Here is a 26,788-nt window from a genome sequence, read left to right as displayed (position 1 = left end):
CATCACATCCTCATGGAGGGCTCTCAGCCTTCTCTTTGACATCGATGACCACGGGAACAACCCACTTCCCCCTCTCCCCCTCTGGGGCGGCCGTCACCACCCGCACCTCCTGGAGGGATTCGAGCTGGGAGACGCGCTCCCGCATGTCCTCGAGCAGGGTCGCCGTACACGCCCTGTTCGCTGGGAGCGCGCTCTGCGCCCTCTCGATGATGAGCCTGGGTGACGTCCTGGGGTTCTCGTCCGTGGCAACGCAGAGCTTGCCGACCTGATAAGGCGCCCCGAGATTGACGCGAAACCGGAGCTTCGAGACGGATGAACCCGCCTCGCCGTCCCCCGTCCACGTCACGCTCGCGTCCCTCCAGCAGAGTGCACCCAGCCGAGCCGCCAAGAGCTCGGCCGCCGCGTCCAGACACGGCTCGTGCTGCGAGCTTCCGGTCACCTGCAGCGGGAGGTTCTGGAGGAGCTCGTCTCGGATGGCTTCGGGCAGCTCCTCGAGCCCGGTGACCTGTGCGGGCGAGAGGGAGTCCGTGCTCGTGGCCTGGCACTGCGACGACATCGAGTCGGAGAAGGGACGGTCGACGCTGCGAGCCGACTCTCGAGTGTTGCTCTGCCGCGCCCCGGCGTGGGGCATCAGCGCTACGGTGAGGAGGGCCCAGGACACACTGCGCGTTGAAGTCCCGGGGACGGCGGGCAGCAGCTGCAAGACGGCGAAGAGGCAGGCCCGGGGCCGCTCCGCCCGCCCCGTCTTCAGCTCATGGGCCTCGTTGACCAGGAAGACCCGCGCTCGGACCTGTGAACCTCGAAGCGCACCTCCGCTCATTCGCTGACTCACTATTTTTAGTGAATTTCAAGCTATCCAATCTTGAGCCAGGATTTGGGGGCAGCATCCACCTCAATTGGGAGCCACACCATGAAGCCTTCACGTCCTTTGCTGTGGGGATGTCTCCTCGCGCTGTTGGCGGGCTGTGGACAGCCTTCGGATGACGTTCTCGCTCCCGAGCCCGCGACAGACAGCGAAGAGCTCTTCGAGGACATTGTCATCCGGTTGAAGGCCAATGGAGAAGTGGAGCAGTCCAGGCAGCTCGTCACCCGCGCGGAGCGGGAAGCCCAGGCGGCGACCCGGCGGGCGCAGCAGGAGGCGATGCAGAACGGGGAGGTTCGCCAGCAAATCCTCCCCGTCATCCTGGATTGCAACAACCCGTCTGCGCTGTGGCTCTTCTCGAGCCCGGACTTCAAGGGCTCCAGGCTCTGCCTCAACCGGGACGCCGCGGACGGTATCGGGGTGCTCGACCTGTCGAAGACGGTCTACGCCTGGCTGAACCAGATCCCCATCCTCTTCTGGAATGGTCGGGTGCGAAGCCTCTGGGCGGGCGCCGAGGGAGGAAACCTGGCCCAGTGCGACCTGGTGCGGAACCTCTGCTACACGGGGACCGCGCCGTATGTGGGCTTCACCCCGGGGCACACGGTTGCGAACATCCCGGCCGATACCCGACTCAACACCGCATGGCTCAGCATCTACGCATCGACAGCGTCTGATCCGCGATAGCCACGGATGAAGCCACCGCGCACGACCTATCCCGACCGGGGGGGACGGCGTTCGTCGTGCGCGGTGGTGTTCCGGCGAGCCCTTCAACTGTCCACAACCGCGGCACGAGGAGGTAGCAACGAAGCGGCGGCTCGATGCGGCGTCGTCCGCCTTATAGTGGAGGAGCGGCGTGGGCTGATGCCCACGAGGTCCGTCAACCTCTCGCCCGAGACCGGGCGCGTGCATCCTGGGGCTTCGCTCACGCTGCCCCGGGAGCCATGTGCACGCTCAGCGCGGGCGCGTGCCGCCGCTGCCAGAAGGCCTCGTCCATCCAGCGCCGCTCCTGAGCGTAGTGGGCCTGGCGTGCCTCCAGGTAGCCGGAGAACTCCTCCTCCCGCTCCCGTGCGTAGTCCTCCAGCGCCTCCCGGTTCCCTCGCAGGGAGGCCAACAGCGCGCGTGCCGCCGCCTGCCCCGTGCGCAGCCCCTTGACGATACCGCTCGAGGACAGTGGATCCCACATGGCCGCCGCGTCCCCCACTGCCGCCCAGCCTTCTCCGGCCGCGCGCTCCAGGCGGCTCGTCTCGCAGGGGCGGACATGCAGCCGCCGCACCGTCGGCAGCCCTCCCAGCCCCCGCGTCAGGTGACGGGTCCGGGCCAGCAGCTCGCTCCACCCGGCGGGGCGCAACGCGTTGTGGCGCTCCAGCACATCCACGTCGCTCATCAGGGTGAAGATGAGGCGCCCCTGGGGCAGGGGCGCCGCGTACCACCAGCCCGAGGGTGTGGCCTCCACCCGGAGCAGGTGCTCCTCGTGGCTCGGCGGCCTGTCCACCACGGCCGACACACTGCAAAGCCTGTCATGGTTCTGCCGCCGCACGCCGCGGTATCGCGCCACCTGCGCCGAGCGTCCCGTCGCGTCTATCAACACCGTGCAGTGCAACTCCCTCGGGCCCTCGGACGTGCTGAGCTGGAGCCGCCACCCGCGCTCCTCACGCTCCAGGTGGGTGACGCAGGTGTTCCTCCACAGCTCCACGCCCTGGAACTGCGCGTGGCGCGCCAGCAGGCTGTCCAACTGCCGGCGCTCCACGTGCCAGCCCTGGCCGTAGGGGTTGGTGAGGAAGGAGTGGTGGTGGGGTTCCTCCGAGCCCCAGGTGGCTTCCAGGCCGTACGAGGCCAGGAAGCCCTCTGTCTCCAACGGTTCAGGGGCGAGCCACCGCCGCAACTCGGCGAACGCCACCGGGGAGAGTGTCTCCCCGGGGCGCCAGGGCGAGTAGTCCGTGCGCTCCACCACGCACGTGGACACCCCTGCCCTCACCAGGGTCAGCGCGGCGCTCAGCCCCGCGACCCCGCCGCCCACCACCACGGCTGTGTAGGTGGCTCGCCCGTCCATCACTTGCTCCGCTCCTGCGACTCGAAGAAGTGCTCGCCGTCCTGGAGGACGAAGCCCAGGCTCGACCACTTCTGCTGCATCTGGATGTACATGGCCAGGTCCCTGGCGGGAGTGTCGTCCGTCGCTTGGGACTGGAGCTCCGGCTTCTGCGCCTCGACTTCGGCCACCTTCTCCAGCTCGCGCGTCCAGGAGACCATGGCGAGGTCCCCCTTCTTGGCGAACACGTCATCCGGCCGGTGGGCGCACCACCACATGTGGTACATGCGCTCGCCGTCGTACGGGATGTGCGCCGCGGGGTAGAGCTGCTTCTTGCACTGGTAGAAGTCCGCCTGCCAGGGCAGCGCCATCTGCTGGGAGAAGAAGCCCGGGCGGATGGGCAGCGTGTCCGGGGCACCGGGAAAGGCATTCCCCGAATGCTTGACGCGGAAAGGCGTTCCGTACAGCTCGGGCCTGCGCACCATCCAGCTGCAGTCGATGCCGGGGAAGAAGGGGCCTCCCACCGAGTTCTCCATCGCGGCCCGGTCCAGCCCCTCGGCGGTGATGGCCTGGGGAATGGCCTGGGCCGCCGCCGGATCCCAGTCCTCCACGAACTCACCCGCGGCCCAGCGCTCGAGCACCGCGTACTGCACGCGCGTGAGGCTCATGAAGTAGTCCGGTCCGGGCTGCTTCTCCAGGTCCGAGTATTTGTCTCCCAGCCCCTTGGGCATGAGCAGGGGCTCGTTGCCGGTGTTGTTGGAGGGGTTGCGCATGTAGCCGAAGATCGTCCTGCGCATGCGCCTGCCTCGGCTGGAGGCCACCGAGCCCAGGTCCTGCTCCACGCCCGCGAGGCTCCCATGGAAGGACTTGGAGGCTTCGGGGTTGTGCACCTGTCGCTGCTGCAGGGCACGATCAAGCAGAGGGTAGACCTCGTGCAGGAAGGAGGGCTTGTAGCTCTTGAACTTGTTCCCCTGGGCGTCCCAGTCCGCCCGCTGCGCCGCGAGCCGCGCGAAGAGCCCCTGGGAGAAGAGGCCATCCGTGTCGACGAGCTTCACCTCCTGGGGGAAGCGCACGGCCACGTCCCACAGGGTGTCCAGCAGGCGGACGGTGATGCCCACCGAGGGCGCGAAGTCGGGCGGCCCCACCAGGACCCAGGCCCCGGTGTCACCCTCCAGCTTCGCCACCTGCGTCTTGCCGTCCACCACGTAGGTGACCTCGGCCGACACCGGACCGTCCGCCATGTCGTCGAACCAGTGGTCGTTGTTCACGTAGTTGTTGATGAGCGTGCCGGGCTTCGTCGTCTGGGCCTCGCCGCGCCCGCCGAGCACGAGCAGGTGGCCGTTCTCATCCGTGCGCAGCTCCCCCAGGGACTTGATGGGGATGTGGCTCTTGGTGTTGGTGAAGGGAACCGGCGGGGTGTTGCGGCCCGAGATGGACTTCGCGCCCGGGTCGATGACGAGCAGCCGCTCCCGGTCCGCCGCGGGCACGTGGCTGTTGCGCAGCCGGTTACTCGTGTCATGCACGCCCGGCTCGGTCTCCGGCCCCTTCCATTGGCCTTCCGCGCCGTCCTGCCCGTCGAACTTGAAGAAGGCGGCCTTGCGGTTGGCCAGGTGGGCCTTCCAGGTGACCTGGGTGATGCCCTGGGTGCCAGCAATCACCTCGCGCAAGGGGACAATCTGGTTGCCCTTGAGCTCGTACTCGAAGATGCGGAAGCGAGCCGCCTGGCGCTTGATGCGGCCTTGGCTGTCTTTGAAGGGGCGGAACGTCTTCTGGGCGGCGTCGAAGTTGGGCCTCTCGTTGGGCCTCTCGGGGCCGATGAAGAACTCGGTTGGGGAGTCGCCCACACGGGCGACGCCGATGGAGGGGTGGATTCGGAAGAATCTCTGGCTCATGGTGACTGCTCCGTTCTTTCAGTGGGTTTCCTGGTCAAGCTGGTCGAGGAGGTCCAACAGGCGCTGCTTGTCCTTCGCGGGCATGTCGCGGTCGGGGGGCATCTTGAAGCCGATGATCTTGGCCTGGGTGGGGTTCGGGTCGAGGCGGTCGAGCATGGGACTGGTCTGGTCGGCGATCAGGTCCTTGCTGAAGACATCGAAGCGAATGGCGCCATGACAGCGGTAGCAGTACTTGTTCAGCAGCCCCAGCATCTCCTTGTCCTGAGGCTTGGAGCTCCACGTCAGGGGCGTGGGCGTCGGCTTGCGCGTCCTGTGGAGCGGGTGGTTGAAGTTGGCGAACTCGAAGCCGCGTGTGATGAGGTCCGGCTCCGGCTGGACCGAGTTCTGGTGCAACTGCAGCCACTTGTCGGTGGCGGCGAGCTGGAAGCTCTGGTTGTTGACGCGCCGCTGCTGGTCGGCGATCTCCCGGTTGACGGTGCGAAGGATGTCGAAGGCCGCGGCGTACTGGGGCGACTTCGTATCCTTGCCAGCATCGAACAGCGGGGCCGGGGCGTCTGGTTTGGCCAGGGCCGGGAAGTCGCCATCCGTGAGGCGGTCCATCCAGTGGTCCGTATCCAGGAGGTTGAGGATGGCCTGCCCCTTGAGCGAGCCGTGGCAGGTATCGCAACCATTGGGCACGAAGTAGGGCGCCGCGCCGGCCGTGTCACCCGCGGCCACCAGGTTGCCCGCGTCGAAGAAGGCATCGAGCTGGTAGGAGAGCTTGTAGCCGTTCGCCGAGGGGCCGAAGTCCACCCAGTAGATGCTGTCGACCTCCGCGCACTCCTCCCTGGTTCCGGTGCAGTGCGTGACGAGGGACACCTGGGTGTTGACGGAGCCCTTGCCTCCGAAGGGGCTATGGACGGGCGGGCTGGTGAAGTGGTTGAAGAGGATCCACGCGCTCTCCACGTGGTGCTTCGCCGCCTCGGAGTTGGGGCGGGAGTTGATGCGCACCAGCCGGCGCCAGCCGATGTTGCGCTTCTCGGGCGCCACGGCGAAGTTGACAATCTTTGGCGCGAAGAAGCGGGAGACGAGGATGTCCCCCTTCTGGCGGGGAGGCGGCGAGGTGCGCTCGACGACGGTCCACTGATTGCCGATGCCCGTGTGCCAGGAGGTGACGCCCTGGGCGGTGTCGGGGCGGTGCAGGTAGTCACCCTTCCACGACTTGAGCATGAGCTTGCCGTTGGTGAACTCGGCCGTCCAATCGTTGCCGGGGCCCGTGGTCCAGGTGGTGACGCCCTGCGGGCTGTCGGGGCGGTGCAGGTAGTCCCCCTTCGAGGACTTGAGCCGGACCTTGTTTCCCACGCACTCGGCGGTCCAGATGTTGCCGGTCCCCGTGGATGCGGTGGCGACACCCTGGGCGGTGTCGGGACGGTTCAGAGAATCACCCTTCCACGACTTGAGCTCGATGGGCTTGCCACAGTAGGGGAAGGCCGACGCAGGGGGTGGGTTGGGGCCGCCGCGCTCGACGACGGTCCACTGATTGCCGATGCCCGAGTGCCAGGTGGTGACGCCCTTGATGCTGTCGGGGCGGTGCAGGTAGTCACCCTTCCACGACTTGAGCATGAGCTTGCCGTTGGTGAACTCGGCCGCCCAATCGTTACCGGGGCCCGTGTGCCAGGTGGTGATGCCCTGGTTGCTGTCGGGGCGGTGCAGGTAGTCGCCCTTCGAGGACTTGAACCGGACCTTGTCTCCCACGCACTCGACGGCCCAGACGTTGCCGGTCCCCGTGGATGCGGAGGTGACACCCTGGGTGGTGTCGGGACGGTTCAGCGAGTCGCCCTTCCACGACTTGAGCTCGATGGACTTGCCACAGTAGGGAAAGGCAGACGCAGGGGGCGGGTTCGAGCCGGCGCCCATCAACTTCTCAGGGGCCTCGAACTCCACGACCTCGGGAGTGAGCTCCGAGTAGCCGAGATAGTTGAGCAGCTCCTGCATGTTTGCCTTCGACTCGATGGTCTCCGGCGTGAGGAAGTTCAGCGTCCTTGCGAGTTTCTTGTAGTAGGCCGATGCCTCCGCCGCGCTGCCATTGTTGAGAGCACTGGGCTTGCCCGCGGGGGCGGAGGGCTGGGCGGAGGCTGTCGAGCCCAGCAGCAGGAGCGCGGAGAAGAGGCCCGCCCACACGCCGCCACCTCGGTGGCGAGGGCGGGTTGGGGGTGCGACATGGCGGGGACATCCAGGTAAAGGCATACAGTTCTCCGGCTCAGGTGCACTGCGGCGCCGGCGTTGTGCATGGCTTGCGCCAGGGCGACGCGCTGCTGGGAAGAGGGCTCTCGCGAGGGAATCGCGGCGTGGTGCCCTGGGGAGGGCACGTGTCAGGAGGAAGGACTGACACGCCAGTGCGACAACCGACGCGTTAGCAGCCGCGATTGACGCGTCGGCGCGGCGGGTGGCGCATCAACGGCCCGGAGGGCGTGGAGGGAGTGCGGGGAAACCCGTAGAGGGATGCAAGCGTCCGCTGCAGGACGATTGAGGCAGCGCGTCGTCAGCAGAACGCCACCACGCGCATGCGGCGGCATGAGCGATCCGGATCCGGCCGCGCGCACGGCGAGCTGGACCTGAGCCTCCCTTCCCTGCTGAGCAAGCCCGGGTAGCCTCGTGCGCCCAGAATATTTCTGAGGTGTCGTGCAACGCCTCGAGGTGGCCGGTGTCATCCCGGTGAAGGTGGAACAACCCCCTGGAGGACGCACCCCATGCATCACGGAATGAAGCTGGCCCTGGTCGCGCTGACGTTGGTGGGAACCCCTGTACTGGCGGCGGAGGAGACGAAGCCGGCCAAGGCCGCCGAGGCCGCGCCAAACCCTGAGGGGACGGTGACGCTGAAGAAGGGCGGCCAGAAGGACCTGCGCGTGCCGGGCATGGTCCGTGTCGCGATTGACGACCCGGAGGTGGCCGACGTCGACGTACCGAACAAGGACGTGCTGCGCCTCACCGGCAGCAAGGCCGGGGAGACGACGCTGCTCGTCTGGTCGGGACCCGAGAACAAGCGCGGCACCTACCGCATCGTCGTTCACGACTGACCCACGCGGCCCACGCGCGGCGGGGGATTCCGGGCTCCCAGCATGGGGGCCTGGATGCTCCACGCGCGAGCAGCGCATGATGGAGGGGCGTGTCGTGGCGCTTCGTCACGCCGCCCCCGGCTTTCCGGCGCATGTCCGGGCTGCGAAGATTCGACGCACGCCATGAACCCGCTGCCCTGCCCTCCCATGCCGGTGTGCCCGGACGAGAACCTGCTCGCGGCTTTCGCAACCGGCTCGCTTCCCGGGGTGAAGGTGCCAGGGGTGGAAGCACACCTCTCTGGCTGTGCGGATTGCCGGGCACTGGTGGCTGCCGTGGCGGCTGAAGCCTCTCATCCGGGCACGGGCGGGTTGGAGGCGCCCACGCGGCTGGATACCGGTGCGCCCACGCTGTCGGACGCTCGGCGGGAAGAGAAGCTTCCGCCGGGGACGCAGCTCGGGCCCTACGTGGTTCGCGGCGTGCTGGGCATGGGGGGCATGGGCGTGGTGTACGCGGCGGACGACCCGCGGCTGGGGCGGCGGGTGGCGCTCAAGCTGCTGAGGCCACTGCAGGAGGGAGCGGAGGAAGAAGGCCGAGCGCGACTGCACCGGGAAGCCCAGGCGATGGCGCGGCTGTCACATCCCAATGTGTTGCCCATCTTCGAGCTGGGCACGGCGGAGGGGCGCGATTTCCTGGCCATGGAGTGGGTGGAAGGCACGACGCTCGCGAGCTGGCTCCGCGAGCGCGAGCGTCCATGGCGCGAGGTGCTGGAGGTGTTCCTCGCAGCGGGAGCGGGGCTTGCCGCCGCGCACCGGGCGGGACTGGTCCACCGCGACTTCAAGCCCTCCAACGTCCTGGTGGGACTCGACGGACGGGTGCGTGTCTCGGACTTCGGCCTCGCGAGGCACGGCACGGAGGAGCAGCGGGCCGTGACGTCTGGAGCGAGAGACGAAGCCGCTCCCGCGGAGGCGCATGCGCTCACGCAGCGGGGCCGGGTTCCGGGTACGCCCGCCTACATGTCTCCCGAGCAACGGGCAGGCCGGGCCGTGGACGCGCGCAGTGACCAGTACAGCTTCTGTGTCGCGCTCCATGAGGCACTCCAGGGTGAGCGGCCGCCGAGCGTTTCCACGCCCTCGTCACGACAGGCCCTTCAGCGGGGACCGCGGACTTCGGACCTGCCGAAGCACGTCCGCGCCGCCCTGGCCCGGGGGCTCGCGGAGGCCCCGGAGGAGCGATTCCCTTCCATGGATGCGCTGATGGCGGCGCTCTCCCTGCCACCTCCGTCGCGGCTGCATCGCCTGGGAGGAGTCGCTGTCGTGTTGATGGGCGTGGGAATCGGGGTGTTCCTATGGAAGCAGCCTTTGCACTCCGAGCGACCTGACGCGAAGGTGCAAGCAGCCCCGGTCGCGGCGGAGCGTGATGTCCCGCCGAACCCGCTCATCTCGCTGCGCATTGGACAGGTGAAGGAGCTGCGTATCCCCGGCATCCAGCGCATCGCGGTGGGCGAACCGACCATCATGGAGATAGAGATGCTGGGCGGCGGCGTGCTGCGCCTGACGGGCAGGACGGTGGGCGCCACGCACCTGGTGATTTGGAGCAACGAGAGCTCGGAGATGCAGCTCTTCACCCTGTCCGTCACCGCGCACTGACCTCAGGGAAGCCCAGGACCGAGACTCCTTGAATCCGTGTCATTCCCGGTGACTACAGTGTCAACTTCGCCACGGAGCAATTCCTCCAGCTCCAATGGACCGGAGTCTTATGCGGCTACATCGCGCCCCGTCGCTCCTGCTCGCACTCTTCCTCGCCGCGTGCTCCAGCTCCCCGTCGCCGAAGCTCCCTGACACTCCCGACTCGGGCTCCGGCCCCTCCGATGGCGGCGGCGGCACTCCGCTCTCCCTCCAGACCTCCTCACTCCCCGACGCGTACCTCGGTGAGTCGTACGCCTCGCCCCTCGTCGCCTCCGGCGGTACCGCGCCCCTCGTCTGGAGCCTCTCCAGTGGTGAGCTGCCCTCCGGCTTGAGACTCTCCGACCAGGGACTCGTGTCCGGAACCTCCGCCGCCGTCGGCACCTTCGCCGTCACCTTCCAGGTCGAGGACGCCTCCGGCACTCGCATCTCCAAGCAGTTCGAGCTCACCGTCCTCACACCCCCGACCCTCGCCAGCGCGAACCTGTCGCTCGGCGTCGTCGGTGGCCCCTACTCCTTCGCCTTCACGGCCTCGGGCGGCCGCCCTCCCCTGCCCCTCCATGTCGCCGCGGGCACATTGCCCGCGGGACTCCGCCTCGAAGCCCTGTCCCTCGTCGGCTCACCCACCACCGCCGGCACCTCGTCCTTCACCCTCGAGGTCCGTGACGCCAACGGCCGCTCGGCTTCCGCCGCCTTCCAGCTCACCATCCGCGACGGCCTCACCGTCACCTCCACACACCTTCCCGATGCCTATACCGACAGGGCCTACGCCCAGGCCATCACCGCGCTCGGTGGCAAGGCGCCGTATACATGGGCCTTCGTCAGCGGGACGCTGCCTCCCGGACTGAGCTTCCGTGACTCGGGGAACCTCGAAGGGACTCCCACCACGTCGGGTGACTTCACGTTCGTCCTTCGTGTCACGGACGCCCTCGGCGCCACGGATTCACGTGAGGTCTCACTCTCGACCTATCTGCCCCCAGCGCTCGCCGCCGTTCCGGCATCGAGCCTCTACGTCCGGGACAACGTCACCCGTCCCCTCGAAGCCTCCCAGGGCAAGGCCCCCTACCTGTTCTCCACGACGGGTCCGCTTCCTCCCGGAATCACCCTCGCTCGCGAAGGGCTCCTCCACGGCCAGCCCACGCAGAGCGGCGTCTTCACCTTCGTCGTCGTCGCCAGTGACGCCAACAGCCGCACCGTCTCGCGCACCGTCTCCGTCTCCGTTTTCGAGCCGCCCACCATCACGATGCAGAGCCTCCCCGATGGGACTCGCGGCATCGCTTATCAACACACCCTCGCCGCCACGGGTGGACAGGGGGCCCTTTCGTGGACGCTGGCCTCCGGCGCGCTTCCCTCGGGTCTCTCGCTGTCGACCCAGGGCGCGCTGAGCGGCACGCCCTCGACCCCGGGCGCCCACGCGTTCACCCTGGGCGTCTCCGACGCGAATGGACGCACCGACAGCCGCTCCTTCGCGCTCATCGTCGCTGCTCCGCTCACCCTGAGCGGCGCGCTCGGTGACGGCTACTCGGGCACCTCGTACTCCAGCTCCCTTACCGCTGCTGGTGGACGTGCTCCCTTCACCTGGTCCCTCGCCTCGGGGAGCCTGCCCTCGGGACTCACCCTCTCACCTGACAACGGGCTCGTCTCCGGCACCCTCGGCCCCACCGCCGCCACGTCCAACATCACCGTTCGCGTCACCGACGGCGCCAGCCGCTCCGCGACTCGTGATGTCACGGTCTCCGTCTACACGCTCCCCAGCGTCACCACGGACCTGCTGCCTCCCGCCACGCTCGGACAGCCGTACTCGACCCAACTCACCTCCTCCGGTGGCAAGGCGCCCATCACCTGGAGCATCGCCTCGGGTGAGCTGCCCTCGGGACTGAGCCTCTCCTCCTCCGGCGGCATCAGCGGCACCACCACCGCGAGCTCCACCACCTTCACTGCCCGCGCCACCGACGCCAATGGCCGCTTCGCGGACAAGAGCCTCTCGTTCACCACCATCTACCCGCCTCCCACGGTGACGACCGAGGCCCTGCCCGACGCCACCGTGGGCCGGCCCTACTCCGTCACCCTCACCGCGTCCGGCGGCCGCGCGCCCCTCCGGTGGAGCACCCAGAGCACCCTGCCCGAGGGGCTCTCGCTCTCCACGACGGGAACACTCTCCGGCACCCCCACCACGGCTGGAGCTCCGCGCATCACGTTCGTGGTGACCGACGACCAGAACACCTTCGACTCACACGAGCTGCCGCTCAACATCCTCCCCGCCACGACCGAGCTCACCGTGGGCCACTGGAACCTCGAGTGGTTCGGCTCGGACACCGAGGGCCCTCCGAACTCCACCTCTCCCGGCGGCGCGCTCGATGACCTGCAAATCGCGCACGCCCGCGACATCCTCCGCGCCACCGGCGCCAACATCTGGGGGCTCGTCGAAGTCGTCGACAGTCAGGACTTCGACTCCCTGCTCGCGCAGCTCCCCAACCACTCCGGCTTCATCTCCAATGACTCGAGCCGCGTCCCCAACGCCGGCAACTACTACTCCACGAACGGTCAGAAGCTGGCCATCGTCTACGACGACAGCGTCACCTTCCAGAGCGCCGAGCTCATCCTCGTGGAGAGCGCCTCCATTTTCGGCGGACGCCCTCCTCTCCGCGTCGACTTCACCCTCCGCGGGACGTCCACGCCCCTCACCGTCATCGTCCTGCACATGAAGGCGTTCGCCGACGAGTACTCACATGCGCGGCGACAGGATGCGAGCACCGGGCTCAAGTACTACCTCGATACCCATGCATTCGAGCGCGTGTTCGTCATCGGAGACTGGAATGACGACGTGGACGAGTCCATCACCACCATCGCCGGTGTGCCCATGGTCACGCCTTACGAGAACTTCACCAGCGACTTGCGCTACACCTTCATGACCCGGGCCCTGTCGAGTCGCTCGGAGAGCACCACCACCAGTCATGTCGACACCATCGACCACACCCTCGTCAACGCGAGCGTCGCCGGGGCCTTCGTCCCCGGCTCGCTGAAGGTCGTCCGGCCCACGGGGATTCCCGACTACGGCAACGTCGTCAGCGACCACTACCCGGTCATCAGCCGCTATGCCTTTGGCGGAGCGACGCCGGCCACTCCGACGGTGATCATCAACGAGGTCCTCGCCAACGAGCCCTCCATCACGTACAGCGACGGCAGCTCCGCGCCGGACCCCGATTACGAGTTCATCGAGCTGGTCAACCTCGGCACTGCTCCCGCCGACCTGTCCGGGTGGACCTTGTCGGATGCCCTCAACGTCCGTCATGTCTTCGCCAACGGGACGCTCTTGCCCGCGGGCTCGGCGTACGTTGTCTTCGGTGGGGCTCGTGGCTTCTCGCCCGGTACACCGAACACCGTGTCCGCATCGACCGGAACGCTCGGGCTCAGCAACGGCAGCGATTCCGTGTTCCTGCGTGCACTGAGCTCGTCCGTCGTGGATGACTTGAGCTACACGTCCACCCAGGACAACGTCTCCATCAATCGCTCACCCGACGCCCAGGCCGACGCGCCCTTCGTCCCCCATCCCCAGCTCAACCCCACGCTCGGCTCGTCCCCTGGACGGCGCGCGAATGGCGGGGCGTTCTGAGCCAACGCGTCCGTGCGCTCCGTGGGAAAGGAGTACGCGCTCGATAGTCCAGCACCACGGCAGCGCGGACGCAGGGCACTCGTGCTCGACTCCACACCGGCACTGAGCGAGCACGGTGCCGCGCATCTTCAGCGCGGACGCATGGAGCTGTGATCTGCCCCCGTTCTTCGGGCCACGAGTTACGAGAGTCCTGCGGCGCTGCGGATACCGTGCTCGGGGGATGATGCGGCGGGGCCCGCATGGGCACGGCGAGCTCCGACCTCCGCGGGTGTCTTGTAGCCCAGACTGCTGTGCGGACGCTTCTCGTTGTAGTCGCGCCGCCACGCCTCGATGAGGACGACGGCCTCCCTCCTGCTGGCAAACCACTCCGCCGACAGGCACTCGTCGCGGAAGCGACCGTTGAAGCTCTCGTTGGTGTCGTTCTGCCAGGGCTTGCCCGGTTCGCTGTAGACCGTCTGGATGCCGCTGGCCTCCAGCCATCTGCGCAGGGCCTTGGCGATGAACTCCGGGCCATTGTCGCTGCGCAGGTACTTCGGCGGACCGTGCACCGCCACCAGGCGCGAGAGCACCTCGATGACTGGCCATGGGGCAGGTGGCGCTCATCCCCCCTACCTGCGCCACCTGCATCCGTCAGACAGGACCTAGGCGGCGTTCTGAGAGCTCTTCTGGTGCTCCTCCGCCGCCCGCTGGCGTCCGAGGTAGCGGTCGAAGGCTTCGAGCAGCGCGTCCGGGTCCTGGAGCTTGTTCAAGCAGATGGAGTACGTCTCCGCGAAGGGGCCGGTGCCCAGTACCTGCAGGTCCAGGTACTTCTTGAGGAAGCGCTCCTCCTTGGTGACCGTCTTCACCTCCTCCAGGCGCAGGGACCTGTCCCACTCCGTGCAGTGCACCTCGGCGTAGCTCAGGTCCACCGACGGCCCGTCCTCCTTGCCGGGGAACGTCACGGGCGGGAAGTGCTTCTCCACGTGCTGGCGCTCCTCCTCGGTGGACGGCTCGTAGCGGTAGGCGAGCGACAGGTCGTGTGCCTGCGAGAAGCGCGCCTCGTACGCTCCCCACAGGCGTGCCTCAATGGCCTCCGCGTCGATGATGGCGCTCGCCCAGGAGTCCTGGGCCGGCTCCAGCAGCAGCTGCACCACGTCATCCGGGCCGAGCTTCTGGCCCACGTTCTCCAGGCGCACGCCGAGCGGCGGGTGGGAGTCGAAGGGGTGGGGCGTCGTCGTGCCGTGCAGGTCTCCGTGCACGGCCTCGGAGCGGGCGTACTGCGTGAAGCCCAGCGCCACCCGCTGCGCAATCGCCACGGACTCGTGCTGGTGGCTGCGCGAGAAGAGCTCCTCCTCCACGCGGTTGCGGAAGCTGGCGTACGCGCCCACCTTCACCAGCGAGCGGGCGATGTCGCCGCCCGACGTCACGCTCGCGGCGAGCCGGTCCGCAGCGAGCTCGCTCGCGCGCCGGCTGGCCCCGAGGGACAGCTCGAAGAGGCCGCGATAGGCCAGCATGAAGTAGTAGATGGGCCACGTGAGGACGCCGATTTGGAGGGTCTCCAGGTACGACCCGAAGCGCGCGAGCATGGGCGCCAGCCGCTTGCTGTGCCCCGTGTCGCCTCCGAGCAGGTGCCCCATCTCGTGCGCGAGCACCGCGTCCGCCTCGGAGCGCTCCAGCAGGCGCAGCAGGGACAGGCTCACGAAGAGCGTCCGGCCCGAGAGGGTGCGGTCTCCGACGCGCACGTCGTGCTCGGTGACGAAGAAGTTGGTGTCGATGCCTGCGAGGAGGTTGTTCGGCGGCGGCGACTGGAGCCGCTCACAGAGCTTGCGCACGCGCGCCCAGAGCTCCGGCGCCTGTGAAGGCTCCAGCACCTCCGCCTCCACCTCGAAGTCCATCGACGGGCGGCTGAAGATGGCGAGCACCACGATGAAGAGGGCGATGGCCACCACCAGGCCGATGCCGATGATGAGCTTCGGGTAGTAGCTGTGGGTCCACAGCGCCGTCACCCAATAGGACAGCCCCACCGCGAGGGCGCCCTGCGTGATGACCTGCAGCGCCCCCGTGATGCGGAGCACGTTCCAGCCCACCACGAAGCTGCCGTACTGGAAGGGCCGCGAGACGAACGCCGCCAGCGCGCACAGCAGGGCAATCAGCGTGGACGCGCCCCCCAGGACCAACGAGGCGAGCGCGGCGAGGTACATCCAGTTGAACTGCTTGAAGTCCGAGCACGTCTCGCCGAGGTTTTTGCGGAAGTCCGCCAGCTCCTCGCCCTCGGAGAGACACGCCGCCGAGGCCGGCACGGCGCGGAAGTACTCCAGATATTCCTGCCGGCGCGCGCTGTCGAGCTCGGCGTCCTTGGCGATGCTGCTCTCGATGTTGGCGAGGATTTCGCGGTCGTAGCGGCCGATGGCGTGCTGGGCGAACCACAGCCCGAACAGCGGGAGCGCGAGGAGCAGGAGGGCGGGTCGCGCGTAGACGCGCAGGATGCCGGAAGCAGAAACGGTGGATTTCATGGGGGACCCGCTAGACGCTACCGTGTTGCACTAGCGGGCGGGAAGCCCGGTGTCCCCCAGTCCTGGCTCACGGCGAATCCTCCACCTATCAACGAGGGAGCACGGAGGCCACCTTCCACAGCTGCCCCGAGACATTGCCTGTCTTGGCGAGGATGGGGATGTTGTTGGCCCTGCCGTCATTGACGATGGCCAGTGACAGCGCGTCGCCCTGCGCCTGGGTCGTCAGCCGGTAGGAGCCGTTGGCCTCCGGAGTCAGCTTCCACGCCTGCCCATCGACGTTGCGCGTCTTGGCGAGGATGGGCACGTTGTTGGCCTTGCCGTCATAGAGAATGTCCAGCGACATGCCATCGCCCTGCGACAGGGTCGTCAACCGGTAGTAGCTGCAGGCATCGAAGGCGGCGGACACCGGCGGCGGGGTGGGTGTCGTGGGCGGGGTGGGTGTCGTGGTCGTGGGCACCTGCCACACCTGCTGGAGCAGCGCGAGCATGCCCGGGTCGTGCTTGCCCAGCTCTTCACGTGTGAAAGGATAGAAGTCGTTGCGGCCGAAGAGCGCCTCCGACGTGTTGGGCAGCTCGGGCCCATGCCAGCGCTCCACGCAGTCGTAGCTCTTGCTTGCCATCGCGCGCTCATAGACAGCCGCGAGGCCGGCGTGCTCCCAGCCGAGCACCTGGTCATGATAGGCGTGGCTGAGCTCTTGGAGCACGAACACGGGCATCCGCTTGGATTCCTTAGAGCTGGTCCCCGTGGTGGGTGCGAGCTGGAGCACGAAGAGCTTCGGATTGACGTTGTCCGCGCTCGTGATGCCGCTCGCCACCGCGGCCATGAGCGCCTTGTCATTGACGTCGACATCGAAAGAGTCGCCGCCCATCCACCAGACGATGTTGTGGTTGTTCTTGTAGCGATTGCCGAGATACTGGCCGTACTGGTTCGCCCGTGTCGTACCGTTCGCAACGAGGGTTTTGTGGAAGCCGACCGGACCGTCGATCGGCGCCGTGAAGAGCACGATCTTGGGCTTCGACCTGTGCCGAACAGGCTGCCATCACCGAGCAGACGGCAGCGAGCAGGACAATCCGTGGAAGGCGGGCTCGACAGTGGGAGGTCTCGCGGTGTCAGCGGGGGCTCTGGAGGGTGACGCAAATCGAGGGGACGACGCACCGCGCCTTTACATCGCTGAGTCAAGGATAGTTTGTTCGAGAATCGAACAAAGTATCCGACCGAGGGAACAACATTGCTCCAACCCGTGCGCGGTATCTGCGGCTTCATCCTCATCTTCCTGGCAATCGGCTGCGGGTCTTCCGTCTCCAGTAGTCTCGCGATTTCGCCATCGACGGCGACCGTCGCTACCGGGCAGACGCAAGCGCTCAAGGTCGAGCGCACGTTCAGCGACGGGTCGAAACAGGCCGTCGGCACCGCCACGTGGGCCACGTCGGCCGCGGGCGTCGCAAGGGTGAGCGAGACCGGCGTGGTCACCGGTGTCTCCGCCGGCAGCGCGACCATCACGGCGTCCGTCGGCGACCAGACAGCCACCGCGACCATCACGGTCACGGCCCCGACGCCATCGCTGGTCTCGCTCTCGGCCACGCCGGCCACCGTCGACCTCAAGGTCGGTGACTCGCAGCCGCTCGCGGTGACGGGCAGCTACGACGACGACACGAGCGCAACGCTCACCTCGAGCGCGACCTTCGCCTCGTCGGCTCCCGACGTGGCGAAAGTCAGCGCCGCGGGCGTCATCACCGCCGTTGCCGCGGGCGACGCCACCATCACCGTGACCGCATCGGGTAAGACCACCACCGTCGCGGTCACCGTGGTGTCGGCGGCACCGACGCTGGTCTCGATCTCGGTCACGCCCAACCCGGTGCCGCTGACGCCCGGGGCCACCGCGCAGCTCGTCGTCACCGGCACGTACAACTCGGGCCCCACGCGGAATCTGACCTCGAGCGCGACGTTCACCTCGCTCGCGCCCGCCACCGCCAAGGTCACCGCGGCCGGCCTCGTCACCGCCGTGGCGAGCGGCAGCACCACCATCACCGCAAGCGTGACTCCCGAGGGGGCAGCCACGGTCGAAGGCTCTACCGTCGTCAACGTCACCCCGGACTCGGTGGGCGTGGTCTTCTACGCCGGAGCGTACGGCGCCGGGGTGGAGTTCACTTCCTTCGGCGAATCGACCAACAACATCAGCGTGGACACCGCCACCACCCTCAACGACACCGGTCACGCGTCGCTCAAGATCGTCTACCCGGAGAGCGGCTACACCGGGGGCGCCTTCGTCGACACCCGCGGTCCGCGCAATCTCACCTCGTTCGATGCGGTCACCTTCTGGGCCAAGGCGAGCGAACCGCTGACGTTCGAGAAGGTCGGCCTGGGCAACAACGCGGTGGGCCCGAACCTCTACGATGTCGAGCAGAACGGCTTCGCACTCACCACCACGTGGCAGAAGTTCATCGTGCCCATTCCGCTGGCGTCGAAGCTGACCGCCATCGATGGCCTCTTCCACTTCGCCGACGGCACCAACCACAGCCCCACCGGCACCTCGACCACCGTCTGGCTCGCCGACATCCAGTACGAGCGGCTCGGCAGCAGCGTGCTCGGCGAGCCGGCGCCGGCCTGGCTCAACACCGCGGCTCAGCTCGCGAGCGGCGCCAGCTACACGGTGCAGCGGAGCGACTTGAAGATCGACTACACCATCAACTCGCAGCCGGTCACCCTGCGCGTCCCCAGCCCCGGCTACTTCACGTTCGCCTCGGACCACGCGGGCGCCGTGGTGGGCGAAGGCGGCCTCATCACCGGCACCAACGCCGGCACCTCACCGCTGGTCGCCAACATCACCGCCTCGCTGGGCACGGTCTCCACGGCCAATCAGCTCGCCCTCACCGTGACGGCGAGCGCCCTCGCCACGCCGACCACCCTGCCGCCCGTCCCCGCGAGCCCGGCCGGCGCCGAGGTGATCTCGGTCTACAGCTCGGTGCCGGGTGGCTACAACGGGACCACCTCGGATCGCAGCGCCAACGTCGACACGTGGCGCACCTGCTGGAGCGCGGCGGCCGGCGGCGATGTGTTCCCAATCACCGTGACGGGCCAGACCGCCAACCCGCGCAAGTACGTGATGACCCCCACTGCGAACTACGTCGGCATCGAGCTGCTCGGAAAAACCGGCGCGACCCAGCCGGGAAGCTGCAACGGCACCATCACCGGAAGCAACGAGCTCGACATCAGCGCAATGACCCACCTGCATGTCGACGTGTGGACGCCGGACAACGCCAGCAACCTGCAGATCAAGCTCGTCGACGCGGGGCCCAACGGCCTGCTCAACGGCGGCGAGATGAGCGGCATCGCCACGCTGACACCGGCCTCGACGCCGCCGCTCGCGACCGGGCAGTGGCTCTCGTACGACCTCGCGTTCGCCACCGACTTCCCTGGCAACGACTTCGGCAGCTCGGGCGCCAAACTGCAGCACTTCGGCCAGCTCGTGCTCGTGGCGCCGAACGGCGGCACCGTCTACGTCGACAACATCTACTTCTTCAAGAACGCGGGAAGCGGCGGGGGCGACGTCCCCACTTCGCCGCCGACCGCGCCGACCGCCCCGCCCGAGAGCGTGATCTCGGTGTACAGCGCGACGTACACGGGAGGCGTCGCGGGCGGCGACTACAGCGGGCGGGTGGGCTCATACAGCGCGAGCTGCTTCGGCCCGCCCGGCACCACCGTCGCCGACTACACCATCGCCGGCACCTCGCATGTGGTGAAGAAGTACACCGTGCCCTCCCACAGCTTCGCCATCATTGAGCTGATCGGAGCGACGGGTGGCACGTCGTCGCCGCCCGACTCGGTGATTTGCCACGGCGGCACCCAGACCGGCGCCAACCTCATCAATGCCACCACGATGACCACGCTGCACTTCGACGTGTGGTCGCCCGACGGCTCGCCCAACTTCCAGGTTCACCTGGTCAACGCTGACGGTACCAGCACCATCGCCGGGCCCGGCGCGGCGAGCGGAGCCAGCGCCGGCGACAACTTCGCTTCAGGCGCCAACACCGTCGGCGCGGGCGCGTGGGTCTCTTTCGATCTCCCGCTCTCGGCGCTCGGTCCGCCCGGAGCTCCCGGCGGGCTCAACCGTCTGGGGCTGATCAAGTTCTTCACCACCGCCCCGGGCACCTTCTACGTCGACAACGTGTACTTCCGTCAGTAGCGCAGGGCTCGCATGCACTCGACCCTCTTCAGATTCTGCCTCGTCCTGTGTGCGGTCCTGGCGTGCGAGCCGGCCGAGCAGCGGCAGCCGCCAGTGACGCCAGTGGCGCCAGTGATCGACAGCGCGCTCACCCAGGCGGGTACCGCGGGCGTGACGTTGAGCTACCAGATCACCGCCACCCACTCGCCGACGGCCTACGACGCGAGCAACCTACCGGCTGGGCTGAACGTGAACCGGACGAGCGGGCTGATCTCGGGCGCACCGGCCGGGGCGGGTACCACCCGCGCGACGATCAGCGCCACCAACGGCAGTGGCACCGACTCGAAGACACTGGTCTTCACCATCGCTGAAGCCGTGGCCCCGCCGTCCATCACCAGCCCGCTCTCCCAGAGCGGAACGGTGGGCACTTCGTTGAGCTACTTCATCACCGCCAGCAACGCTCCCAGCAGCTACGCCGCGGCCGGTCTGCCGCCCGGCCTCGGCGTCAACCCTGCCTCGGGAGAAATCTCGGGCACGCCCACCGCCGTTGGCACCACCAGCGTGGTCATCAGCGCCATCAACGCCGCTGGCACCGACTCGAAGACGCTGGTCTTCACCATCAACCCGCTGGGAACCAACCTCGCCATCGGCAAGGTGTATTCGGCATCCAACACCCAGAACGCCACCAACACGCCCAACAAGGCTTGCGACGGCAACCTCGGCACTCGCTGGGAGAGCACCCCCACCGATCCCGGCTGGATCTGGGTCGATCTGCTCCAGAGCTACACGATCTCCACCATCGTCTTGCGCTGGGAGACGGCCTACGGAAAGGACTACAAGATCCAGCTCTCGAACGACCTGACCACGTGGACGGACGTGGTCACGGTCACCGGAGGCAGCGGGGGAGTCGCCACGCACGCCGTCTCGGGCACCGGCCGCTACGTACGCATGTATGGCACCGCACGCGGCACCTCGGGTGGCTACTCGTTGTGGGAGCTTGAAGTCTATGGAAGTGCCGGGCCGAGCACCCCGGCGGTGCCTTCAGGCCTGGTCGCGACCGCCGACAGCGAGAGCCAACTCACCGTCTCGTGGAGCGCGGTGCCGGGAGCGACCGGGTACGACCTGCAGCGCGACGGAGTGACTGTCACCAGCGTGACCTCGCCCTACGCGCACTCCGGCCTGGCGGCCGGCTCCACGCACACCTACGCGGTGCGCGCCACCAACGCCGCTGGCGCCAGCGCCTTCAGCGCGACCGTGACGGCGACGACCCTGGCCGCGGGCAGCGGGCCGGTGCCGTTGTTCGACGCCACCACCGTGCTCGAGCCGGCGATGGTCGAGGACACGCCGACCGCCTTGATCACCCGTTTCGGGGACCGGGCGCGAGATCGCCACGCCCGCGAAGCGGAGTTTCACATCTACGACCACTACCTCACGTTCTACTGGGAGCAGCGCACCGCGAAGATCGAGATCGTCGACAAGGTCGCGAAGGGTGGAACCGAGATCGAGTTCAACATCAACCCCGAATGGCCGCTCGAGGCGCCGGAGTTCCGAGCCATCTTCCGCGGCATCACCACCAAGGCCGAGTACCACTTGAACCTGAGCGCGACCCGGCTCGACCCGCTGCACTACCGCGCCACCATCAGCCACAACCCCAAAGAGAACCGGCCGCTGCGGGTGGGTGATCGCGTCGAGATCGAAGTCAGCCAGTTTCTCAAGGCTCCGACCAACGGCCGCGAGAACTACTACGGCACCACGGTGCTGTACATCGTTGGCTCGGGCGGCCTCGTGCCCTGGTACGGCCAGGGGCCGGTGCTGCCGTCGGGCGCACAAGACTCGTTTCCCCTGCCGCAGTCCGCGTGGATGGGTGGCCGCGCCACGCTGCCGTACCAGTACTCCAACGAGCCCCAGCACCGGTTCAAGCAGATCGCAGGGCACATGTCGGAGAACAGCGTGCAGCCGTTCATGCTCGGCCGCCGCCTGCACCACACCGACTTTGGCGACGGCTCACACGAAGAGCCCGGTAACCCAATCTTCACCGCGCAGGCCGGCAAGCTCGGTCCTGCCTTCGTCGCGCGAAGCTGCGTGGCCTGTCACGTGAACAACGGCCGGGCACTCCCGCCCACCATCGGCGCCCCGATGCTCGAGTCCGTCGTTCGGGTCGGCAGTGACGCGACCGGGGCCTCGCACCCGAACCTCGGCCGCTACCTGCAGCCGCAGGTCACCTCGGGCGTGGCCGAGGGCGGCGCGTACATCCGCAGCTACACCACCACGAATGGCACCTACGGCGACGGCACCCCCTATTCCCTGCGGAAGCCGAGCTACACGTTCACCGGCGTGGTGCCCTCGTTCTACTCGGTGCGGCTGACGCCGCAGCTGGTCGGGCTCGGGTTGCTCGAGGCGGTGCGCGAAGACGCGGTGGCCGCGCTCGCCGATCCCAACGACGCGAACGGCGACGGCATCTCTGGCCGCATGCAGTGGGTCATCGACCCGCAGACTGGCGCCCAGCGCCTCGGTCGGTTCGGCTACAAGGCGGGGCAGGCGCGCGTGACTCATCAGCTCGCGAGCGCACTGGTCAACGACATGGGAGTCACGACGTCGATCTTCCCGAACGTCGACCGTGGCTCGTCACAGCCGGAGCCGGGGCCGAGCACCGAGCTGTCCGACGCCGACCTGGCCCTGCTGTACCGCTACATCGCGACGCTCGGTGTCGCCGCGCGCCGGGAGCTCACCGACCCGGAGGCCTTGCAGGGTGAGACGTTGTTCACCTCGGCGGGCTGCGCGCAGTGCCACGCACCGACGATGACCACGAGCCCCTATCACCCCCTCGCCGAGCTACGGGGGCAGACCATCCACCCGTACACCGACCTGTTGTTGCACGACCTGGGCCCCGACCTGGCCGACAACCTGTCCGAGTGGACCGCGTCGGGCGCCGAGTGGCGCACGTCGCCGCTGTGGAGCATCGGGCTCACCGCCGGCGTGAGCGGAGGCGAGGCCTATCTGCACGATGGCCGCGCCCGCAGCTTGAGCGAGGCCATCCTCTGGCATGGCGGCGAGGCCGAGGGCTCGAAAGAGGCGTTCCGCACCATGGCCGGCTCGGACCGTGCGGCGCTGCTCAAGTTCCTTCAGTCGCTCTGAAGGTCGCGGCGAGCACGTGGCGGCGCGCAGACGTGCACCCCGAAAGCGCCAGCGTGGCCTCCTCTGTGTTTTAATCTTCTCCAGCACCCCAGGGTGGGGTGCACTGCCCGGAGGAGTCCGAGATGAAGAAGAAGCTGTTCACCGCAAGCGTGTTCCTGTTCGGCCTGGGAATCGGAGGCGCGGCTGCCGCTGCGTCCAGCAGCATTTCGGGAACCGGCGGCACTCCTGGCATCACCGAGGAGATGGCCGAATGCATCGCTGCATGTGAGTCCGGCGGCGGCAACCACACCGTGTGTTGGAACTGCTGCGTGCGGCGCATCTGCTTGGATTGATGTACCTCCACGCGCGCGCGTCCTGAGTCGGACCGGGGCTCATTTCGAGCCCCGGTCCCCTCCCGCGGCGACAGCGCCTGGGGAGGCAGGGCCTCGAGGACGTCGCTGAGCGCCTCCCGGGTGTTCGGCGTCTCCACCTCGGCCCCACCGTGAGAGACGGGTCCAGCAGCCGGGCCTCGCGCAGCGACAATTGCAGGCCCGGGGCCTTGACCGTCTCCACCACCTGCACGCTCGTCCACGACCTGTCCCGCGCGATTGGCATCCGGGTCCACGGGTGGCGCTTCAGCGTGCGCGCCTCCAGGTCCAGGCCCGAGCGCCGGAGCACCGTACGCAGCTCGGCCTCGTCCACGCCCGCGACGGCGGCCGCGCGCGACAGCACCCGGGCCTCCGGGTCCGCGAGGCGGACGAGCAGGTGCGGCAGGCGCGCGACGTCCACAGTGAGTTCCACGGGGTCGCCGGGCGCGAAGCCCGTCAGCTCCAGCATCACTTCGGCCTCCCTCGTGGAGATTGCCTCGGGGCCCTCGCCCTCCAGCGTGTAGCGCCGGAGCAGCTCGAGCTCGTTGTCCCCAGCTTCCAGCCGGTGCCGGGCCAGGAGCTCTTCATCGGCCCCCTGCGCCGGGCCCAGCGCGGCAAGGATGAGCGCCGCCTCGATGGCAGCCTCCATCTCCTGCGGGTACCGCGTGGCTTCAGGGGGACTGCCGGACGTCTTCGAACCCTGGGTGCTCAAGATGGTGCATCCGAAAAGGAGGAGGCTCAACCCCACCGCGAGCGCGGCGACCGTGTGCCTCCGGAGGAATGTCCGCATGCCGCTCCACTCAAGCATGACGGATACAACTGCAACAGCCCTCCGGAGGCCGGACGCGGCCCGTCCTAGATGCGCCCTTCCGAGGCCTGCTGGCGCTCGATGCTCTCGAAGAGGGCGCGGAAGTTGCCGCCGCCGAAGCCCTGGTCACCCTTGCGCTGGATGATTTCGTAGAAGAACGGGCCCGCCGACGGCTCCTTGTAGAGGCTGGCCGCGTCCTTCATGAAAATCTGGAGCAGGTAGCTGTGCTCCTTGTCCCCGTCGATGAGGATTTCCAGGTCGCGCAGCGTCTTGATGTCCTCGTCAATCTTCTTGATGCCCAGCTTCTGGATGCGCTCGGGCAGCGCGTCGTAGTACGTGCCGGGCGTGGGCATGAACTCGATGCCCGCGGACTGCCGCATGTCCTTCACCGTGGAGAGGATGTCCTTCACGGTGAGCGCCAGGTGCTGCACGCCATCGCCCCGGTGGTCCTCGTTGAAGAGGTTGATTTGCGAGGCCTTGAAGAACGGGCGGTAGGGCTCGTTGTTGGCGAACTTCACGCCGCTTTTCGGGTCCCACACCACCTCGGACTTCAGGCCGCTGCCGTGGGAGCGCTTCTCCTTGGCCGCCACGTCCTCGGTGTGGAACTCGATGTGCCAGAACTTCTCGAAGCCCATGACGTGCTCCATCCACAGGAGCATGGGCCGCATCGTCTGGAAGTTGGACGTGACGTGGTCCACCCGGCCGAAGCCGTACTTGTTCTTCCCACCCAGCGGCGTCGCGTGGCGCACGTAGCCCGGGTACAGGTCGCTGTAGCCGTCGCGCTGGATGAAGCGGAAGGTGGTGTCACCGAAGGGCGTGGTGATGGAGAACATCGCCAGCTTCCCGCCCCGCGAGTCCGTGGAGCGCTGGATGTCGGTGATGAAGGTGGCGCCCCGCTGGTCCAGCAGGCGGAAGGCCTTCTGCGCGTCTTCCACCTCGAAGTTGAGGGTGCCCACCCCGTCCGGGTGCTTGCGCAGCCAGCGCCACGCGCGGCCGCCCTCGCCCACCGGCTGGCTCACCATGAGGACGATGTCACCCGCCTGGAACACGGCGGACTTCTGCTTGCCCTGCTTCTCCAACTCCTGCGACGACACGCCCAGCTCCGCGAAGTCCAGTCCCTTCGTGTAGAAGGCCCGGCTGCGCTCCAGGTCATGCACGTACCAGTGGATGCTCTCGAGCGTCTTGATGCCCAGCGACTCCTGCTTCTCCATGTCCGTGACTCCTTGCGCTCGAAGCGAGCGTCAGGCCGGCACCGCGTCGGGCTGCCGGTCGGGGTGGGCCGCCTGGAAGGCGGGGAGCTCGTTACACGCCGCTTCGATGCGCAGCAGCGTGGGGTACGGCGTCAGGTCTACCGCGAAACGCCGGGCTCCGTGGAGTTGCGGCACCAGGCAGATGTCCGGCTCATAATAAGACGGATAGGGACTCTGTTGAGGGTGGCGGGCAGGAGCAGCGGGGACGAGGAGGGCCGCTGACGGGGGGGCCGAGCTCGGCCTCGTGCTCGTGCGGTGGTGGCTGCGCCGCCGGCGCGCGCCCTGAAGCTCCGACAGCCTTCCGCGTTCAGCCACCCTCGGGGGGAGAGAGGCGAAGCCCTGGAACCCGCCGCGGATGGCGGCGGACACGGACTGAGGGTAGAAGAACGGCCATGCACCTCCTGCCCCGCTCCTCCGTTACCGCCTCGCTCTGCCTCGCCGCCCTGTTCGTCCTCGGCGGCTGCGGCAACCCCCTCGAGGATGCGCTCAAGGGCGTATGGCGCGGCGTGGACGGCCTGACCATCGAGTTCAACGGTGACACGGCCGTCGTGACCGACTTCGGCAACTCGCCGCTCGGGACCAACCGCTCCGTGTTCGACACCGGCGATGCCTTCATCCAGGACATCGAGTGCGATGACACCGAGTGCGTGGGCCAGATCGTCAATCCGAAGATCGTCGACGGCATCCTCGCGAGCTACACCCGGACGGTGGTCGACATCGAGACGGAGGGCACGCTCATCACGCTGCGCAGCCAGGCGCTCTCGGGCTCGGTGGCTCAGTTCACGCAGATCAGCGGTGGCGACGAGGACGAGGATGGCGGCGGCTCCACTCTGCAGCAGTCGGCGAGCTGCTCGCAGTGGTGGGCGGCCGTGAAGGCCGGCGGGCCGTGGACCGTGACCGAGGTCAGCGACAACGGCACCACCGGCGCGCCCTCGCAGACGGTCACGCTCACCTTCTCGGGCACCGACCACTACACCCTCACCAACTCGGTCGCGGTGGGCGAGGCCCCGGCCAACGGGGGGACGGACACCTTCGGCGACATCATCTTCACCGAGAACTTCTCCGGCTACTGCCGCTTCGCCTTCTGGTCCCAGGGCCAGAACCAGGTGCGCGTCTGGTTCATGCGCTCGCTCTCCAGCAAGCGGCTGGAGGTCAAGCTGGGCACCAACGCGGGCGAGACGCCGCGGTGGGTGCTGCAGGGGCGCTGAGGGCGAGGGAGCCGCACGTCCACCTCAGTCCAGCGCAGCCGCTGCTGCAGCGCGTGCACCTGGTGCGCCTGCAGCGCGTCCGCACCGTGAGCATCGGCGGGGCCACCGGCCGCACCACCGGCGCACCACGGCGAGTCGAAACAGTGGAAACGGTGCCAACCGGCGCCGCCCCCGTCCCCTGCACAGCACCAGTCTTTTTCGCGGGTTGCGAGCCAGTGACAGGGCCTGCGAGCCCCTGCCAACCGGCCCCACCCCGGCGAAGCGCCGATTCTCGT

At 68.0% G+C, this 26,788-nt stretch carries 15 protein-coding genes and 2 pseudogenes; 7 read left to right on the top strand and 10 right to left on the bottom strand.

Annotated elements, in window-relative coordinates; translation table 11 throughout:
- Positions 1–10: 10 nt before the first annotated feature.
- Positions 11–661 (bottom strand): hypothetical protein, encoded by a 651-nt coding sequence (locus tag ACVTJA_RS23670; RefSeq protein WP_465839366.1) that lies wholly within the window; start codon positions 659–661, stop codon positions 11–13.
- 249 nt (positions 662–910) lie between these two features.
- Between ACVTJA_RS23670 and ACVTJA_RS23665 the strand changes: the two genes are divergently transcribed.
- A complete protein-coding gene (locus ACVTJA_RS23665; protein ID WP_465839365.1) occupies positions 911–1,546 on the top strand; it encodes a hypothetical protein in 636 nt (211 codons plus the stop codon).
- A 238-nt stretch (positions 1,547–1,784) separates the two neighbouring features.
- Here ACVTJA_RS23665 and ACVTJA_RS23660 read toward each other — a convergent pair whose 3' ends face one another.
- The 3 genes from ACVTJA_RS23660 to ACVTJA_RS23650 are packed head-to-tail and all read right to left on the bottom strand — an operon-like array spanning position 1,785 to position 6,940.
- Entirely contained in the window at positions 1,785–2,912 is a 1,128-nt protein-coding gene (locus tag ACVTJA_RS23660) for an NAD(P)/FAD-dependent oxidoreductase (protein ID WP_465840504.1), read from the bottom strand.
- Positions 2,912–4,780, bottom strand: coding sequence for a LodA/GoxA family CTQ-dependent oxidase (locus tag ACVTJA_RS23655; RefSeq protein WP_465839364.1), 1,869 nt, complete (start codon positions 4,778–4,780; stop codon positions 2,912–2,914). Before ACVTJA_RS23655 ends, ACVTJA_RS23660 begins: the two co-directional genes overlap by 1 nt.
- A gap of 18 nt (positions 4,781–4,798) precedes the next feature.
- A complete protein-coding gene (locus tag ACVTJA_RS23650) occupies positions 4,799–6,940 on the bottom strand; it encodes a hypothetical protein (protein ID WP_465839362.1) in 2,142 nt (713 codons plus the stop codon).
- Between the two features lie 569 nt (positions 6,941–7,509).
- Here ACVTJA_RS23650 and ACVTJA_RS23645 point away from each other — a divergent pair.
- The 3 genes from ACVTJA_RS23645 to ACVTJA_RS23635 all read left to right on the top strand — a co-directional run bounded on the left by ACVTJA_RS23645 (position 7,510) and on the right by ACVTJA_RS23635 (position 13,111).
- Positions 7,510–7,836 carry a pilus assembly protein N-terminal domain-containing protein gene (locus ACVTJA_RS23645; RefSeq protein ID WP_465839360.1) on the top strand — a complete coding sequence of 109 codons (327 nt, stop codon included), beginning with the start codon at positions 7,510–7,512 and terminating at the stop codon, positions 7,834–7,836.
- Between the two features lie 312 nt (positions 7,837–8,148).
- The gene (locus ACVTJA_RS23640; RefSeq protein ID WP_465839358.1) at positions 8,149–9,462 is read left to right on the top strand and encodes a protein kinase domain-containing protein; all 1,314 of its coding nucleotides are present in this window, start codon (positions 8,149–8,151) and stop codon (positions 9,460–9,462) included.
- Between the two features lie 109 nt (positions 9,463–9,571).
- Positions 9,572–13,111 carry a putative Ig domain-containing protein gene (locus tag ACVTJA_RS23635; RefSeq protein WP_465839356.1) on the top strand — a complete coding sequence of 1,180 codons (3,540 nt, stop codon included), beginning with the start codon at positions 9,572–9,574 and terminating at the stop codon, positions 13,109–13,111.
- 179 nt (positions 13,112–13,290) lie between these two features.
- Here the strand turns inward: ACVTJA_RS23635 and ACVTJA_RS23630 are convergent.
- The 3 genes and pseudogenes from ACVTJA_RS23630 to ACVTJA_RS23620 all read right to left on the bottom strand — a co-directional run.
- Positions 13,291–13,689, bottom strand: a pseudogene (locus ACVTJA_RS23630) (integrase core domain-containing protein); the annotation flags it as partial.
- 63 nt (positions 13,690–13,752) lie between these two features.
- On the bottom strand, positions 13,753–15,603 hold the full coding sequence (locus tag ACVTJA_RS23625) for a M48 family metallopeptidase (RefSeq protein ID WP_465839355.1): 1,851 nt from the start codon (positions 15,601–15,603) through the stop codon (positions 13,753–13,755).
- An 88-nt stretch (positions 15,604–15,691) separates the two neighbouring features.
- Positions 15,692–16,606 carry an RICIN domain-containing protein gene (locus tag ACVTJA_RS23620; RefSeq protein WP_465839354.1) on the bottom strand — a complete coding sequence of 305 codons (915 nt, stop codon included), beginning with the start codon at positions 16,604–16,606 and terminating at the stop codon, positions 15,692–15,694.
- Between the two features lie 183 nt (positions 16,607–16,789).
- Between ACVTJA_RS23620 and ACVTJA_RS23615 the strand changes: the two genes are divergently transcribed.
- Positions 16,790–19,786 carry an Ig-like domain-containing protein gene (locus ACVTJA_RS23615; RefSeq protein ID WP_465839352.1) on the top strand — a complete coding sequence of 999 codons (2,997 nt, stop codon included), beginning with the start codon at positions 16,790–16,792 and terminating at the stop codon, positions 19,784–19,786.
- A gap of 12 nt (positions 19,787–19,798) precedes the next feature.
- The gene (locus ACVTJA_RS23610; RefSeq protein ID WP_465839351.1) at positions 19,799–22,900 is read left to right on the top strand and encodes a di-heme oxidoredictase family protein; all 3,102 of its coding nucleotides are present in this window, start codon (positions 19,799–19,801) and stop codon (positions 22,898–22,900) included.
- Positions 22,901–23,131: 231 nt separating this feature from the next.
- Here ACVTJA_RS23610 and ACVTJA_RS23605 read toward each other — a convergent pair whose 3' ends face one another.
- The 3 genes and pseudogenes from ACVTJA_RS23605 to ACVTJA_RS23595 form a co-directional block, all read right to left on the bottom strand.
- Positions 23,132–23,959: a hypothetical protein gene (locus ACVTJA_RS23605; protein WP_465839350.1), complete on the bottom strand. Its 828-nt coding sequence runs from the start codon at positions 23,957–23,959 to the stop codon at positions 23,132–23,134.
- A gap of 143 nt (positions 23,960–24,102) precedes the next feature.
- Complete coding sequence (gene hppD, locus ACVTJA_RS23600; RefSeq protein WP_465839349.1) at positions 24,103–25,266, bottom strand: 4-hydroxyphenylpyruvate dioxygenase; 1,164 nt, start codon at positions 25,264–25,266, stop codon at positions 24,103–24,105.
- 30 nt (positions 25,267–25,296) lie between these two features.
- A pseudogene (locus ACVTJA_RS23595) lies at positions 25,297–25,452 on the bottom strand (glutathione S-transferase family protein); the annotation flags it as partial.
- Positions 25,453–25,697: 245 nt separating this feature from the next.
- Between ACVTJA_RS23595 and ACVTJA_RS23590 the strand changes: the two are divergent.
- Positions 25,698–26,513: a hypothetical protein gene (locus tag ACVTJA_RS23590; RefSeq protein WP_465839347.1), complete on the top strand. Its 816-nt coding sequence runs from the start codon at positions 25,698–25,700 to the stop codon at positions 26,511–26,513.
- The last annotated feature ends 275 nt before the right edge of the window (positions 26,514–26,788 follow it).

It is taken from the genome of Pyxidicoccus sp. M6, from assembly GCF_055568925.1.
Note: the sequence above shows the minus strand (reverse complement) of the source record. Positions and strands in the feature narration are given on the sequence as shown.

Bases quoted from the DNA above. Each gene is read 5' to 3' on its own strand.
- hppD (WP_465839349.1), bottom strand. From the start codon at position 25,266: ATGGAGAAGCAGGAGTCGCTGGGCATCAAGACGCTCGAGAGCATCCAC.
- ACVTJA_RS23610 (WP_465839351.1), top strand. From the start codon at position 19,799: ATGCACTCGACCCTCTTCAGATTCTGCCTCGTCCTGTGTGCGGTCCTG.
- ACVTJA_RS23660 (WP_465840504.1), bottom strand. From the start codon at position 2,912: ATGGACGGGCGAGCCACCTACACAGCCGTGGTGGTGGGCGGCGGGGTC.
- ACVTJA_RS23645 (WP_465839360.1), top strand. From the start codon at position 7,510: ATGCATCACGGAATGAAGCTGGCCCTGGTCGCGCTGACGTTGGTGGGA.
- ACVTJA_RS23655 (WP_465839364.1), bottom strand. From the start codon at position 4,780: ATGAGCCAGAGATTCTTCCGAATCCACCCCTCCATCGGCGTCGCCCGT.
- ACVTJA_RS23665 (WP_465839365.1), top strand. From the start codon at position 911: ATGAAGCCTTCACGTCCTTTGCTGTGGGGATGTCTCCTCGCGCTGTTG.
- ACVTJA_RS23635 (WP_465839356.1), top strand. From the start codon at position 9,572: ATGCGGCTACATCGCGCCCCGTCGCTCCTGCTCGCACTCTTCCTCGCC.
- ACVTJA_RS23625 (WP_465839355.1), bottom strand. From the start codon at position 15,603: ATGAAATCCACCGTTTCTGCTTCCGGCATCCTGCGCGTCTACGCGCGA.
- ACVTJA_RS23590 (WP_465839347.1), top strand. From the start codon at position 25,698: ATGCACCTCCTGCCCCGCTCCTCCGTTACCGCCTCGCTCTGCCTCGCC.